This window comes from Mesorhizobium sp. M7D.F.Ca.US.004.01.2.1 (assembly GCF_003997785.1).
GTDB lineage: Bacteria > Pseudomonadota > Alphaproteobacteria > Rhizobiales > Rhizobiaceae > Mesorhizobium > Mesorhizobium loti.
Window position 1 is genome coordinate 77,653 of record NZ_RZRQ01000002.1, and the last position, 14,060, is coordinate 91,712.

General features: G+C 59.6%; 10 protein-coding genes. 2 read left to right on the forward strand and 8 right to left on the reverse strand.

Annotated elements, in window-relative coordinates; all coding sequences use genetic code 11:
• Window positions 1-13: 13 nt before the first annotated feature.
• Genes EN993_RS01190 through EN993_RS01210 form a run of 5 tightly spaced genes read right to left on the reverse strand, consistent with a single transcriptional unit; the run spans window position 14 to window position 4,872 of the window.
• On the reverse strand, window positions 14-1,249 hold the full coding sequence (locus EN993_RS01190) for a hypothetical protein (RefSeq protein WP_126067747.1): 1,236 nt from the start codon (window positions 1,247-1,249) through the stop codon (window positions 14-16).
• Entirely contained in the window at window positions 1,246-2,250 is a 1,005-nt protein-coding gene (locus tag EN993_RS01195) for an NAD-dependent epimerase/dehydratase family protein (RefSeq protein ID WP_126067746.1), read from the reverse strand. The genes EN993_RS01190 and EN993_RS01195 overlap by 4 nt, the downstream gene beginning before the upstream one ends.
• A gap of 44 nt (window positions 2,251-2,294) precedes the next feature.
• A complete protein-coding gene (locus EN993_RS01200) occupies window positions 2,295-2,969 on the reverse strand; it encodes a sugar transferase (protein ID WP_109670887.1) in 675 nt (224 codons plus the stop codon).
• A complete protein-coding gene (locus EN993_RS01205; protein WP_126067744.1) occupies window positions 2,966-4,102 on the reverse strand; it encodes a DegT/DnrJ/EryC1/StrS family aminotransferase in 1,137 nt (378 codons plus the stop codon). Before EN993_RS01205 ends, EN993_RS01200 begins: the two co-directional genes overlap by 4 nt.
• Window positions 4,103-4,149: 47 nt before the next feature.
• Window positions 4,150-4,872, reverse strand: a complete 723-nt coding sequence (locus tag EN993_RS01210; protein WP_109671176.1) for an NDP-sugar synthase — start codon at window positions 4,870-4,872, stop codon at window positions 4,150-4,152.
• A 318-nt stretch (window positions 4,873-5,190) separates the two neighbouring features.
• On the opposite strand from EN993_RS01210, the gene EN993_RS01215 reads away from it, so the two are divergent.
• Window positions 5,191-5,952: a response regulator transcription factor gene (locus tag EN993_RS01215; RefSeq protein WP_245468586.1), complete on the forward strand. Its 762-nt coding sequence runs from the start codon at window positions 5,191-5,193 to the stop codon at window positions 5,950-5,952.
• A gap of 24 nt (window positions 5,953-5,976) precedes the next feature.
• Here the strand turns inward: EN993_RS01215 and EN993_RS01220 are convergent, their stop codons facing one another.
• Window positions 5,977-7,530 carry a PAS domain S-box protein gene (locus tag EN993_RS01220; RefSeq protein ID WP_348629868.1) on the reverse strand — a complete coding sequence of 518 codons (1,554 nt, stop codon included), beginning with the start codon at window positions 7,528-7,530 and terminating at the stop codon, window positions 5,977-5,979.
• Window positions 7,531-8,153: 623 nt separating this feature from the next.
• Here EN993_RS01220 and EN993_RS01225 point away from each other — a divergent pair.
• Window positions 8,154-8,678: a helix-turn-helix transcriptional regulator gene (locus tag EN993_RS01225; RefSeq protein ID WP_245462999.1), complete on the forward strand. Its 525-nt coding sequence runs from the start codon at window positions 8,154-8,156 to the stop codon at window positions 8,676-8,678.
• A 1,009-nt stretch (window positions 8,679-9,687) separates the two neighbouring features.
• Here the strand turns inward: EN993_RS01225 and EN993_RS01235 are convergent.
• Together EN993_RS01235 and asnB are read right to left on the reverse strand one after the other, a co-directional pair.
• On the reverse strand, window positions 9,688-11,901 hold the full coding sequence (locus EN993_RS01235; protein WP_127262165.1) for an exopolysaccharide transport family protein: 2,214 nt from the start codon (window positions 11,899-11,901) through the stop codon (window positions 9,688-9,690).
• 1 nt (window position 11,902) lies between these two features.
• On the reverse strand, window positions 11,903-13,900 hold the full coding sequence (gene asnB / locus EN993_RS01240) for an asparagine synthase (glutamine-hydrolyzing) (RefSeq protein ID WP_127262166.1): 1,998 nt from the start codon (window positions 13,898-13,900) through the stop codon (window positions 11,903-11,905).
• Window positions 13,901-14,060: the final 160 nt, after the last annotated feature.

Consider the following 14,060-nt stretch of genomic DNA (forward strand, 5'->3'; position numbering starts at 1 on the left):
TTCTGCGTCGACATCAACTCCGAGGCCATTCAACACGGGCAACGAAATCGTAGACCGGGCCCCCGGGGACGCCCCAATTGCTCGACCAGACTATCTGTGAGCCGTCTGGAGACGGCGAGGCATGCGTCTCGCTCCAGTAGTCAAACGGAGCATTCAGCGTGTTGACGATGCGGCGCACCTCCCCGCTGCCGTCCGTGCGCAGCGCAACGACCTGCTGCGAATATGGCGCCCAATCCTTGTGCTTCGATACCTCGGCGGGTATCCCGGCATAGCTGACAAACACCCAGCCGGGCCTGTCCAGAGATCTGAGGGACGCATGCTGGGCTTCGCCATATTTCATCAGCGCGGTGACCTTGCCGTCGCCCAAACGCCGCTTGATCACTTGATACTTGTCCGGATCCGATTTGCTTATGCCGACGTAGATTTCGCTGCCGTCGGCATCGATCGTCATATCGCCATGGCCGGGGCGATGATGCTCCGCCCACTTCTGGCGCAAGGCGCCATCAATTGAAAAGATGAAGCTCGGTTCATTACCGTCCGGCAATTCCTGGAAACACAGAATGTTGATCCCTAACGGAGAGATCGAGCAGTAGTGGGTGGTCCCCGGAAGCTGGGCCAGATCGATATCCGCAAACTTCCGCTGCAGCCTGAGGTCGTAGCCAAAGACCACCGCTTTGCCGTCATTGCGCGTCGCAAGCACCGCAATGCGGTTGCCGTCGAGGCTCGGATTGCCCTTGTACGGCCCGAACTGCAGATCGTCATAGGCTGACGAGACGAACACCACCTCTTCATGGTCGGTGCGTGGCGCCCAGGTCGAAATCCGCCGACCACCCACGCAAATCATCAGATTGGGATCCTTGGGATGCCATTCGCATTCGGTCGAGCGATCGCGGCGGAACATTGGAACATAGGTACGCCCGTCGAGAAAGCACATGCCCCCACAACCATTGGCGATAAGGAAAAGGCTTTGGTCCGCATTCCACGCCTGGGCGCTTGAATAACGGTGGCTACAATAGTTCCTGCCGCATGTGATCCCTGAGCCGAGGATTCCGGGTTTGGTGATCCGCACGAAAATGGTGCCAGATGCCGGATCCTTTTTTGGACGCAGATAGTCCGGCAGGTTTTCCGCTGCCGGTAGGGCCGACTGCTCCATTGCGCCGCTTTCCCGGCCCCCGCTCATGTAGACACCCAGAGACAGGGCACCGGCAATCAGCAACAACACCAGAAAATGCCGCCGGAGCAGGGTCATGTCATGTAGCCCTTTTCGCGGCGTACCCGGCCTTCGCTAAGCCGCGCCCGCCACCATGCGATCGTTCGCTCAAGCCCGTCGCGCAAGCTCGTCTGCGCCCGCCATCCAGTCTCGCTCTCAAAGCGCGAGGAATCCGCGAGCAAGGCGCGAACCTCCGAATTTTGCGGCCGCAAACGGTTTTCGTCGCGATGGACCGGTTTTTTTGAACCGCTCATTTCGAGGACAAGATCCAACACGTCAGAGATGGTCACGGCGCGTTGGCTGCCGGCATTGTAGGCGTGGCCGAATTCCAGGCCGGCCAAACCCGCGGTCAGGAATGCTGCCGCTGTGTCCTCGACAAAGGTCAGGTCGCGGATCGGACTCGTGTCGCCGACCATGATCGCCGGGCAATTCGGGTCGAGAGCCTGGCGGATGATGGTCGGCACGATGGCTCGCTCACTCTGACGCGGGCCATATGTGTTGAACGGCCGCAGGATGACAACGGGAACATCAAACGACTTCGCGTAGGACTCCGCCATCATGTCGGCGCCAATCTTGGATGCCGAATATGGCGACTGTCCGTGCAGTGGATGAGTTTCGCGGATAGGCATGGTCAGGGCGGTTCCATAAACCTCGCTCGTGGAGGTATGCACAACGCGCTCCGTCTCCCATTGACGCGCCGCTTCGAGGACGTTCACCGTGCCCAGGATGTTGGTTTCCACATAGGACTGGGCAGCCGCGTAGGAATATGGAATCGCAATCAGGGCGGCCAAATGAAATACGACGGTCTGACCACGCATGATCCGGTTCAGGAACGCGCTGTCGCGGACGTCACCGCGGACGAGCTTCAGCCGGCTTCGAATGCTGTCCGGAAGATCGTCCAGCCAGCCATGGCTGTCGAAGGAATTGTAGAGCGCTAGGGCCGTGACATCAGCCCCGTTGCAGACGAGCGCTTCGGTGAGATGCGACCCGATAAATCCGTCCGCGCCCGTCACCAGAACTTTCTTGCCATTGTAGCTCATGATTGCGCGTTCCTTGGCTGACCTGCGGTGCTCCCGTGTGGGTTTCAGACGTCAATCGGCGGCGATGGAGCCCAGCTGACAACCGCCAGAAAGCCGCGCGCCATCCACGCGATGTCTGAGGCGATGGTGCGCCGTGGATAATAGGAAAGGTCGATCCTGACCTTGGCGGGGAAGATGACCTCCCGGTAGAACAGAATCGGATCCACGGATCGAGGAAAGAAATGCGCCTCGTGGCGGAAAAGAATTTGGGCCGGGCCCAGCAGGCCAGGCTTGTATTGTAGAACGGCCTCGAGGCCGCCCCGAAAACAATCGGCGAAAGCCAGGCTCTCGGGGCGCGGACCGATGATCGCCATCTCGCCTTTGAGGACGTTCCACAACTGCGGCAGCTCGTCGAACTTTGTGGCGGCGAGGAACCGGCCGATCGTCGTCAGGCGGCTGTCGCCCATCACGGTCAGAGGGTGGCCATGGGGGCCGCAGCCCACACCGAACTTGCGGAATTTGTACATGCGGAAGGGCCGGCCACCAGCCCCCACGCGGGTCTGCAGGAACAAGACGGGACGGCCGCCTTCCAACAGAAGTGCCAGCGCGATCACCAGCATCAGTGGTGCAAATATGACGATCGCGAGACTTGCGACCGCGAGGTCGATAGAACGTCTTGCGAAGCCATGCGCGGAGCTTGAAACAGAAGGCCTGTGAAGGGATAGATCCGACGCATTCATGCCGCGGTTCCTGCTCTTGCGCAGCCGTCGAGCGCGGTTGCGAGAGCAGTCACAACCGCTTCGGCTACAGGTGAAGTGATCTGGGGATGCAGTGGAATTGTCAGCTCTCGCTGTGCAAAGTCCTCGGTGCGGGGCAAATTGGTGTTGGGAAAAAGCCTGCGGTAGAACGTCATCTGGTGCACTGGCGGATAGTGGATCGTGGTCTGGATCCCCTGCGTCCGCAGTTCGTCTATGATGGCCTGCCGCGTTGCGTAGCGCGGCAGGAGGATCGGCATGATGTGGTGGGCAGACGTGCGGGGTTCGGCGAACGGAATTGTCACAGCCGGGCAACGTTCAGCGATGAGGCGGCGGTATAAGACGGCCAGGATACGCCTGATTTCGTTCCACTCCTGCAGGTTCTCAAGTTGCACCAGCCCAATCGCCGCCCGCAGCTCATCCATGCGGTAGTTGAACCCAAGCATGGTGACATCATATTGCGGCGTACGGCTGTTCAACCGCTGATGTGTCCCGGTGGTCATCCCGTGTCCGCGGGCTTGCCGAATCCTGTCGAGGAGAGCCGGGTCACGAGCAATCACGGCGCCCCCTTCCGCCGTTGTCAGGTTCTTATTGCCGTAGAAGCTGAAGGCCGCGGCGGCGCCGAACGTGCCCACTTCCCTCAAGCCGGGGGCATGCGCGGCATCCTCGATGATATGCAGCCCTCGGGCACGGGCGAACCGTTGCCACTGTTCCCGATTGGCGAGATAGCCCGCGAAGTGAACGAGAATAACCGCCTTAGTGCGTAGCGTGCACCGAGTTTCAGCTTCCTCGATCGACATCAAGGGCACGTCGGTCGATTCGATATCGACAAAGACCGGGGTGGCCCCGACGTAGAGCACCGCATTGGCTGTCGCCACAAAGGTCAGTGAGGGAACCAGCACCTCGTCGCCAGGGCCGATCCCCAGTGCGTGCAGGATGAGATGAAGCGCGGCGGTGCACGAACCGACCGCAACGCAATCCTCCGCCCCATGGATGTCGGCAAAGGCCTCTTCGAAAGCTCGTACCCGCTCTCCCATGGTCAGCCAGCCGCTATCAATTACCTTTGAGAGGGCTAGCTTCTCCGGTACGCCTAATATCGGGGCGCTCACTAAGAGCATCTTGACCTCCTGAACCAATATCCGCCGACTCGGCCTCTAAATCCGGATCATGCTGCCGCGGCGGCGACTTCGATTGAAGTCGACTGGTCTTCCCAGGAAATCGCCTGTGCGTTCTGGAAGTCGTCCACGCGACCGATGTCGAGCCAGAGTCCGTCGTGCTTGTACACATGCACGGTCGTGCCGCCCTGCATCATCTGCAGCATCAGATCATCGAACCCGAACGGAATGCCGGAAGGAATGAACTTCAGAACATCCGGGTTCATGCAGTAAATTCCCATGCTGACGAGATGGGAGAGTGTCGGCTTTTCCCGGAAGAGCTGAACCGCATTGTCGATCTCGTCGATGACGCCGAAGTCCATCTTGATCAGTCGGCAGGCAGTCGCGATCGTGACCGGATCCTTATGCATGCGGTGCGAAGCCACAAAGCGGCTGAGGCTCAGATCGGTGAGAACATCGCCATTGAGCACGACAAACGTATCGTTCAGTTCATCTCTGATCAGCGAGAGAGGTCCGATGGTGCCGAGCGGCTCCATCTCCTGCGTATATCGGATCTTCAGATTCCACTGAGATCCGTCGCCGCAGACGCTGCGGATCAAATGGCCGAGATATCCGGTCGTGATATAAACCTCTTCTATGCCGTTGCGCCGCAGCCACTTCAGAAGCAGCTCGAGAACCGGCCGGGCTCCAATCGGCATCAAGGGCTTCGGCAAGACCGATGTAAAGGGCCGCAGGCGTGTCCCCATTCCACCACATTGAATCACCGCTTTCATCCGATCCTCCCAGTTCATTCAGCCCGGACATGATCGTCACGAGCAGGTGCCGAATGGTGCTCGGAGAGTCGCCCCCTCAAGCCAATCCGAACATCGCATGCTGAATGGTACGGCCACTCCGGATAAGCGTCGTCCTGCATTCGAATGGGAGTGATCCAACGCGTTTGTGGTATCAAACAAGCGATCAGGATCTGCTTGTGAGGTACACCCTGGTCCGGCAGGGCATCTCACGAAAGGTTTATAAAAAATAAATGAAGTCTATCGCTATTTAGGATACATATTAGCAAGTGATGATGTTTGTGGGCGGGACGTCGGTCCGTGCGTCTCAGGGTAGTGGAGTTTCAGCGGGCTGGTACACGCCCGGTTGCCAGACAGAGTAAGCGTTGTTGGGGTAGTGCAATGTATCGGATCGTCATCGCCGACGATCACGGGTTGTATCGTTTCGGTTTGCGGTTGGCACTGACGGCAGGCATTCCAGGTGTCGAAATATTCGACGCCGCGTGCTTCGATGCCGTGGTCAGTCTTCTGGAACAGCAAGCCTCGATCGATCTCGCGATTCTGGATCTGAACATGCCGGGCCTGTTCCATCAGGAATTGCTAGGCGACGTTCTGTCTGCCTATCCTAACACGCGCTTCGCGATCGTTTCAGCCGATGATTCACGCGCGGAGATCCTCAAGGCACTTTCGATCGGGCTTCACGGCTACATCGTAAAGTCACAGAAAGACGAGGAAGTCCTGTTCGCCGTGAACGAGATCCTCGCCGGCCGTATCTATGTTCCAGCGCTTCTGTCGCGAACGTCTACCGGACAAGGACAGCACCAGATATCTCCGCCTTCCCAAAGATCCTTGGTGCGACGGCGCGTGGGCGCCAGCGATCTCGACAGACTGACATCGAGGCAGAAGGACGTCCTCAAGCTGATGGCGGAGGGATACTCGAACAAGGAGATCGCCCGCAGTCTGGATATCGCCGAAGCGACGACGAAAATTCATGTCGCTGCCATTATGCGCGAGCTTGGGGCGCGAAACCGCACCGAAGCAGCGGTTTTGCTGCAAAGCTGGCCGTTGAAGAACGCGACCTGATGCATGCCAGGCAAGATGCGCGCTTCAGAATTCAAGTTCCTTCCGCGATAGCCGCAACGAATATCGCAGTCCATCTTCCGATATTTGAAATTTGGGCGAATGGCCGACAATCGGCGTTCCGTCCACTCCGATTATCATGGAACCGAAGCCGTGGCGTCCGACGCTTGAGTTCTTCCGCCGCCCCGATTCTACCCAATCGAAGACGACGTCGTCGCCCGCGCCGTCGGATGCGAACTGCCAGTTCACTTCGAGCCTACCTCGTGGATCACTCAGCGCACCGTATTTCACGGAATTGGTCGTCAATTCATGGAGAAGCATCGCAAAGCTCTCGGCGGCGCCGCTTGGTACGCTGATGGAGGGTCCGCTGATGGTTATTTCGCGAGTCTCCTTGAAGGGCTGCAACTCCTGGGCGACGAGATCGTGAAGCAACCCCGACATGCTGGCAGGACTTGACAGAAGCAGGTGCGTCGCTTGCAGCGTGCGTATCCGGTCAATCAGCATTTCCTTGTATTTGGCAACGTCGTTCTCTGGCGGATTGATCATATTTACCAAGGCCGTAATCACAGGGAACAGGTTGCTGAACCGATGGCGCTCCTCGGCCATGACGAGCTCGCGTTTCTTCACCGCGATGCGTAGAAGCGTGGCTTGTCGACGCTCGGTCAGATCGGCGGCCACCCCGATGCGCCACGAACCATCGCCGTGTTTTTCCTGCCGTCCGCGCAACGCAATCCAGCGCACATGGCCATCCGACCGCCGGACACGAATCTCGATGTCGTAGTTCACAGCCGACGATGGCATAGCGGAGGCAGCTAGCTTGGGCCAATCGGCCGGATGAACAACGGCCGAGAGTTCTTCCAGGCGGCGGATGGGAGCCGGGGGCAGCCCGAAAATATCCCAGAACTTACCTGAGCCGGTGACTGTCCCGTCCTCGAGATCGACACGCCACGTGCCCAAGCGCCCTGCGGACAAAGCGAGATCAAGCCATTCCTTCTGGGCGCGCAGCGCCTCGCGTGCCATTCGTCGCTCGGAAATATCGTCGACCACCACGAAAACGCTCTCGCTGGACACCTCATCAGGCTGGGATGACGACAGGGCCAGGCGGGCCCAGAATGTCGTGCCGTCCTGTCTCAACAGACGGACGTCCGCAGCGAAGGAAGCGGCACGATCCAGAGTTCTCAGCGGCCCCAGCACGGAATCTCGATCGTCTGGATGTACGAGTTCCTCTAGGTTTAGCTGGGCGAGTTCCTTTTCTCCGTAACCTGTCATATCCCGAAGGCGGCTGTTCGACAGCAGCATCTCGCCACGTCGATTGGTGTTTACAAAACCCATGGCTGCGCGCTCGAAAGCGCCACGATAGCGGGTCTCCGTCGCATCAATGGCGGCGAGCCTTGTCTCCGCAACCTCAAGCGCCCCGCGCAAGTCTTGTCGCAAGCGATGAAACATAAAGGCGATCAAGCCGCCTGAGACAAGAAGGAAGATGGCGCGCGTCCAGTCTTCAGCAGATAGCTGAGCGTTCAGGGCTCGGCGTGCCCCCAAGCCGGCTGCGGCCATGAAGAGCGTCGCAGCGATCGCGGCCACACGACCCTCCAAGTATACAATCACAAGTATAGCGGGAATTAACGCGACAAACGCCCCGTCCTGCCCAACAAGTATTGAATTTGTCGTCTCGAATATTATCGAGACTGCCAGCACCGATAAGGAAGCGACGTGAGTTAACGGGGGGCCTGACACCCACGATTTCAGCCCACGGAGGTATGAACGCATGCGCCAATCTACAACCTTCTGTCTAGCCCGTCGAGACTAGGTCGAGAAGGTGCAACCTAATACCACTGCTCGATTGCCATGCCTTAGCCGACGAATAAAATCATACTCGGAAGGGCTCATCGGAAAGCGTGCTCCAACGACTGCAGCGGAACAGAAATGCTGAAGGGTTCTTAGCTATGTCGAATTGAAGGCAAGGAGCACGGTTTGATTCAAAATGATGCGCGATGAAAGTAATAACTGGAAATTTGCTCAAGTCGCAATCAATCACTATTGGGATGGAAGCGATGAATGTTATTCATAGGCACAACGATACGGTTGCAAGCAACCAATACATTGTATTGAGACAGCCGCGCCACGCGGACTCCACACATTTCCCGGATCGATCCGACGCCAAATTCAGAATCCGGCGACCACGCAGCCTGGAGTCCATAACCGGCATGCTTGACCGTATCGGCTGTGGCTACCTGATGCTGGACCGCAACAAGAAGGTCATCGAATGGAACGAAGCCGCTCAAGACACGCTCGAGCGGCAGGGTGAAGCGGCCGATACGGCCGGCGAGATTTCTGCCGGACTAAGGCGGCTGGTCGCGAACGTTCCGGTCCGTTTCCATCCAGGCTCCCTATCCTGGGTGGTAATCCGCAGCAGAGGCGACCGACCAGTGATCCTGAATGAGACGGGCGCCATCGCACCGGATGGGACCAGCATCGTCGCATTGGTTGACCGTGAGAACACGTCGGCGGCGAACCCTCAGACCTTGCAAAAAATGTTCGGCTTGACCAGCGCGGAGACCCAGCTCGCGTTACGCCTGGCGCAAGGCGACGCGCCTCTGGAGATCGCCCGCAGCTGGCACCTCAGCCGCACGACAATCCGCTCTCAGCTCGCCTCCCTGTTCGCAAAGACCGAGACAAAGCGCCAAGCGGAACTGGTGGCTCTTCTGGGACGCATTTCGGTCTTACCATAGGACTGGCGATTTCGCTGGGTGCCAACATCCGCCGAAATCCATGCGATCGAAGATCCATGGCAACGCAGCGGCATTTCCCTTGGCCGCGTTCCGCAGATCATGGGACTGATGGTGCAGTCTCGGGCCTTCGGCGCTGTCGTACAGCCATCTATCTGGCTTGCCGCCACCGGGTGCGGTTCTTTAGCGTCTGCGGTCCCTGGAGCAGGCCCGACATGGCGGTCTATGCGTTCACCCACGCCATCGCCGAGGAGCGAACGATCGAAATAGCGAACGCTGGCAACGTATGCGAGACTTCACCTATAGCAACGATATGGTCGAGGGGTGGTCCGGGTCCTCGCGACGACGCCGCGCGCGGATCCGGGTTGGGACGGTCGCGCGGCTAGTCCGGCCACCAGTTCGGCGCCGCATCGGATCTACGATATCGGCAATGATCCGCCCGAAGTGATCAACCGTTTGATCGCGACCATCGAGATGGCCCTTGGCCGCCATGCCTTCGGGTCAATGTGCCCTCGCCCCGGCGACGTTCTGGGACCACGCCGACGTCAACGATCCTCGCTAAGCTGTCGGCTTCACACCGGCGGCAGCCCTTAAGGACGGCGCGCTGCGTTTTGTGGAATGGTACCGGAACTTCATCAAAGGCTCGCCAGCCGAGAAGGGCAAACGCTCATCCACGCCTAAGGGCACAAAACACGGGCGGTTACGACACCCCGAAAAGAAGGGCAACGCCGTTCATTTCTCCAGACCCATGGCCAAGGACACGCGCTTCCGGCCGGCTCAATGGTGAATGCCCAGGGCAAGCGCGCCGGCGATCGTAGTTGTTACGACGGCCTCTTCTTTCGGGTCATGGCGTTTCCAGTGCCACTCCCGGACGAGCGCGTGCCAACGTTGTTCTAGCTGAGATAGCGGATCCTGGTGCTCGTATAATTACAATGATCGTTCTAGGTCAGGCCCGGTCTTGGAACCGCGGTTGGTTTCCTGCAGCACCATGAGAGCGGGCGAAGGTGCCTCATCAAATCCTCGCCAGCAGGAGGTCGGCACTATCACCGAGCCGATAGCCGGCATGCTTCTTCAGATTAACCTGGGTAAGCACAGTTGCTACGGGAATGGTTACCGACCCACCGGCTTGCAGTGAGCCAAGAACGCCGCGCGCAATACTGCGCCGCGTGTTGGCCCAACGAACGGCAAAAAGCACTGCATGCGCCCAGCGCTTTAGAAGCCTGGTTTCTGGCCCGCCGAGCCCCAAGGGCCCGTTTATGATGACGACGTCGTAAACCGAGAGCAGCTCGTCGGTAAATCGAGACCTATCCACCGTGGACAGAAGCGTCAACAGATCATCCGAGGGCGCTGGTGCGCTCATAAGATCGACGCCGATTTCCGGCATTCTCGTGATCGCATCCTGCAGGGAGCAGCGGTCACTCACATAATCCCCAAAGGAGTTACGGGCCTTGGCGGTGCTGGATTCGCCACGAAACTCGTTCGTGAGCCGCACGTCCTTGCCATCAAGGTTGAGGAAGAGGACCCGTCCTCCCAGCCGTGTGGCCGCCAGTGCCAGGCCCCACGCCAACTCTGTCTTGCCTTCATTCTGGATGCTGGACGTTACGAGAATGATATGCTGCTGCCCTCTCCCCAGAGGTGGCGCCGCGGTGACAAGAACGGAGGTCACGGCGCGACTGAAGGGCGAGTTCTGCTGGCCCAGAATCAGATGCCGAAGCTGTTTCGCGTGCGGCTTCGATATCTTGGGAAGCAGTCCCACGCAGGGGATCCCAAGCTCGGCCTCGGCTTCGGCCTCGCTGCGCAAGGTTTTGTTAAAATGGTTGCGCGCCAGGACGAAGGCGGCGGCGATGAGACCGAATACAACCATTCCAGGAGGAACCAGGAAAACCCATGGTAGAGTCTTGGGACTTGCCGGCGGCCATGCAGCCGAGAAGAGCGAGACGCCAGGAGACGGAGCCGCGATGCGCCGCATCAAATCCTGCTGCCGGCTGAGAAGGTCGTTGTAGCGTTGCGTTACGATGGCTACTTGCGGCTCGAGCGCGCGCAAGCCGGAAAGGCGGCTGGCGGTATCAGTGACAACTGCATCGAGCACATTCTTACGCTCCTCCAGCGCCGCAACCTGGGCGCGATAGATGTTTGCCTCCGCGTTCTGCCGAGCGATACCCTGCTCGATCTCCTGATCGATCGTATTGCTCAGTCCCTTATCTCCGCCGGCATTGGACTGACGGGCCATCAGGGCGGCGAGGACCGGCGACGCGATTTCAGCAGCGACCGCCGACAGCGGCGCATCTGTTCTTCGCAGTTCCTGGATGCGGCGAAGGCGGGATTCGGCGGTCGATAGGTCCGCTTTCGACAAGGAAATCTGCCGGTTGAGCTCTGCAGCTTCATTGGCCGCGTCGTTTGCCGCGCTTTGATCGACGGCCCCATGGGTCAGCCGATATGTCTCCAGACGATCAGTTGCATCGACCAGATCGCCTTGTACTCTTGGCAGGCTGGCGACCACCGATTGCAATTCGGTCTGATCCCATACACGACGTTCCTCTATGAGATTGTCGATGTAGACCCGGGCGAAAGTGTTCGCGACCAGAGCAGCACGTGCAGGATTGACATCGGTGAAGCCGATGGTGATGACCCGCGACCGAAGCTCTTGTCCAACGCTCATTCCGTTCCTCAGCATCTTCAGTTCGGCGGCATCCGCTGCTTCGGGACTGCCTATTGCGGGCTTGCCCAGCGACAACACCCGGCTCATGAGACCGCTCAGGAACGAGCCCGTATTGCGCTGACCGCCCAAAACGGCGTTGGAGCCGGTTTTCCCAGCAGCGTCGGGCGCCTCCGCCCTGTGCAAAGCCTCCAGGACTCGACGCAGATGGACTTGAGACGAGAGCATCGTCAGATGGTCATCAATGCTGGAATCCACCAGGTCCTGAACAGAATCCGTGCTGCCTGCAGAAGTATTTCTGGTTGGCGCATCGATGATTATCTGCGTGGTCGCCTCAAACAACACAGGACGAGCGAGCCCCGCAAGTCCGCCCAGGATGCCACCCAGCAGAGCGATGGCGAGCACGAACCATTTCAGTCTCCCGATCACGATAACGAGTTGATGGAAAGGGGTTAATGCCTCCGCGCGCCTGTGCTGCGGTCGCCGCATGCCAGCGTCGTTTTCGAACCTCGGTACAGCGTCTTGCGTGATACGCGGCAGTTTGGCGCGTCTGGCTATGGAACCTTCCATGTCATGCCCCTGGGATTTCGATCTCGTGAGAAAGACAGGTTGCCGGATTCGATGGCCGCGTGGCCTCGTTGTGCCAGGCCTGGAACATCAGCACCGGCCACAGATCGCGAGCATGATCCCGTTCGCCATTGGTGTGAGCATGCCAGCAAGCATCGACCTTTGCGGAGTCGAGCATCCCGTCGCCCGACAGACGTATTCCTGCAATGAGGTCCGCTGCCCAAGCGCGCAGAGGCCCCCTGAGCCAGGCTCCGATCGGAACATCGAAACCTTGTTTTGGCCGATCGATCAGCCGTTGCGGCAAATAGCGGCCCAGCAACTGGCGAAGAATCCACTTGCCCTTGCCATTTTGAACCTTCAGGTGGTTCGGCAGTCGCCAGGAAAATTCGACGACGCGATGGTCGAGAATTGGACATCGACCTTCGAGACTACTGGCCATGGTCGCGCGATCGAGCTTCACCAATATATCGCCCGGCAGGTAACCGGTCATGTCGTCGAACAGGAGACGGGACAACATGTCGTCGAGTTGCGGCAAGCCGGAGCGCGACGCCGGTGGCTGATGATGAAGCAGGTTCTGGGACGAAGTCCCGGTTAGACGCCGAAGCAGATCATCCTCACCTGTCGCCTCGAGCAGGTGGCTAAGGCGATTCAAGCGGTCGCTTCGCAACGCGTGCCGTGCATTTTCCGATAACGGCAACCTGCCGGCGAAATCGTGCAGCGAGGCTCGAGCCAGCAAACCGATCCCCGCCGTCACCATCCGACGAAATGGTGCTGGGAGCCCTTGCACCTTTCTCAGGCGGGCTGCCATGAAGTGCCGGGAGTAGCCAGCGAAGCATTCGTCCCCGCCGTCACCCGACAGCGCTACCGTAACGTGCCGGCGGGCGAGCCGCGCCACCAGAAGCGTCGGAATCTGCGACTCATCGGCGAACGGCTCGTCCCACACGCGCGGCAGCTCCGGAATGACGTCGCGCGCTTCGGCTGGTGAAAGGTTAAGCTCGGTGTGGTCGGTGCCCAGAAGCCGCGCAACCGCAGCGGCATGAGGCGCTTCGTCGAAGCCTGCCTCGCTGAACGCGATGGTGAAGGTGCGCACGGGCCTGCTGGACTGCGCCTGCATCAGCGCGACGACGGTCGAGCTGTCTATTCCACCCGACAGAAAGGCGCCAAGGGGCACGTCCGCGACCATTCGTTCGCGCACGGAAAGGCGAAGCAGACTGTCAAGCTCGCTCGTGAGTTCCTCGTCGCTGCCGGCGATCGGCTCCCGCCGCGCCTTGCAGGCCACGTCGGCCAGCGACCACCAGTATCGAGTGCGATGGGCAAGCGCGCAAGCGCCGCGGGCATTGGCGAAATCCGCTGCCGCCACGGACAGGACCGAACCGGGCGGCAGCTTGAACACACCCTGCCAGATGCAATGGTCATCTGGCACCCACCCTTTTGAAAGCATTATCGCCGCCGCATCGACATTGAGTTCCGGGTTGAACCCCGGGAAACAGTTGATTGCCTTCAGCTCCGAAGCGAAGAGCAGCGCTTCTTGTGTCGAGGCGATATAGAGCGGCTTTTTGCCCATTCGGTCGCGGGCGAGATGGAGTATCCGTTCCTTCAGATCCCAAAGTCCGAAAGCGAACATGCCGGCGAAGCGCGTGAGTGCCGCCTCGAGACCCCAGCTCTCGATCGCGCACAGCATGACTTCCGTGTCACCGGTTCCGCGGAAGCAGTGGCCTGCGCCTTCCAATTCGCGGCGCAGATCTTGGAAATTATAGATCTCGCCATTGAAGGTGATGACATAGCGGCCGCTCGCCGATTGCATGGGCTGGCGGCCGGCGTCGGTCAGATCGACGATGGCCAGGCGCCGGTGACCAAAAGCAATACCGGCTTCACGGTTCGTCCATACCGCCTGGCCATCCGGCCCACGGTGCCGAAGAGCGGAGGTCATCTGTCCTATTGCCCTGAGCGACCCCGCATCGGCGGTGTTTGGGGCCAGGAGAATTCCAGTGATCCCACACATGCTAGCCCCCTCGCTGGCGGACGGTCGTCGCAATCGTCCTGATTGGAATTTGCGTGATCAATAGAACGAGCCGGCGCGTCAGAAACAATTCGGCGTGGCCTGTTGGCAATCCCGCAGCGGCGGGGTGCGTCGTATGGGACCTCGCGGCGGCGAGCGCCAA

Excerpts from the sequence above, each read along its gene's own strand:
- EN993_RS01190 (WP_126067747.1), bottom strand. The coding sequence starts at position 1,249 with ATGACCCTGCTCCGGCGGCATTTTCTGGTGTTGTTGCTGATTGCCGGT.
- EN993_RS01195 (WP_126067746.1), bottom strand. The coding sequence starts at position 2,250 with ATGAGCTACAATGGCAAGAAAGTTCTGGTGACGGGCGCGGACGGATTT.
- EN993_RS01200 (WP_109670887.1), bottom strand. The coding sequence starts at position 2,969 with ATGAATGCGTCGGATCTATCCCTTCACAGGCCTTCTGTTTCAAGCTCC.
- EN993_RS01205 (WP_126067744.1), bottom strand. The coding sequence starts at position 4,102 with ATGCTCTTAGTGAGCGCCCCGATATTAGGCGTACCGGAGAAGCTAGCC.
- EN993_RS01210 (WP_109671176.1), bottom strand. The coding sequence starts at position 4,872 with ATGAAAGCGGTGATTCAATGTGGTGGAATGGGGACACGCCTGCGGCCC.
- EN993_RS01225 (WP_245462999.1), top strand. The coding sequence starts at position 8,154 with ATGCTTGACCGTATCGGCTGTGGCTACCTGATGCTGGACCGCAACAAG.
- EN993_RS01235 (WP_127262165.1), bottom strand. The coding sequence starts at position 11,901 with ATGGAAGGTTCCATAGCCAGACGCGCCAAACTGCCGCGTATCACGCAA.
- asnB (WP_127262166.1), bottom strand. The coding sequence starts at position 13,900 with ATGTGTGGGATCACTGGAATTCTCCTGGCCCCAAACACCGCCGATGCG.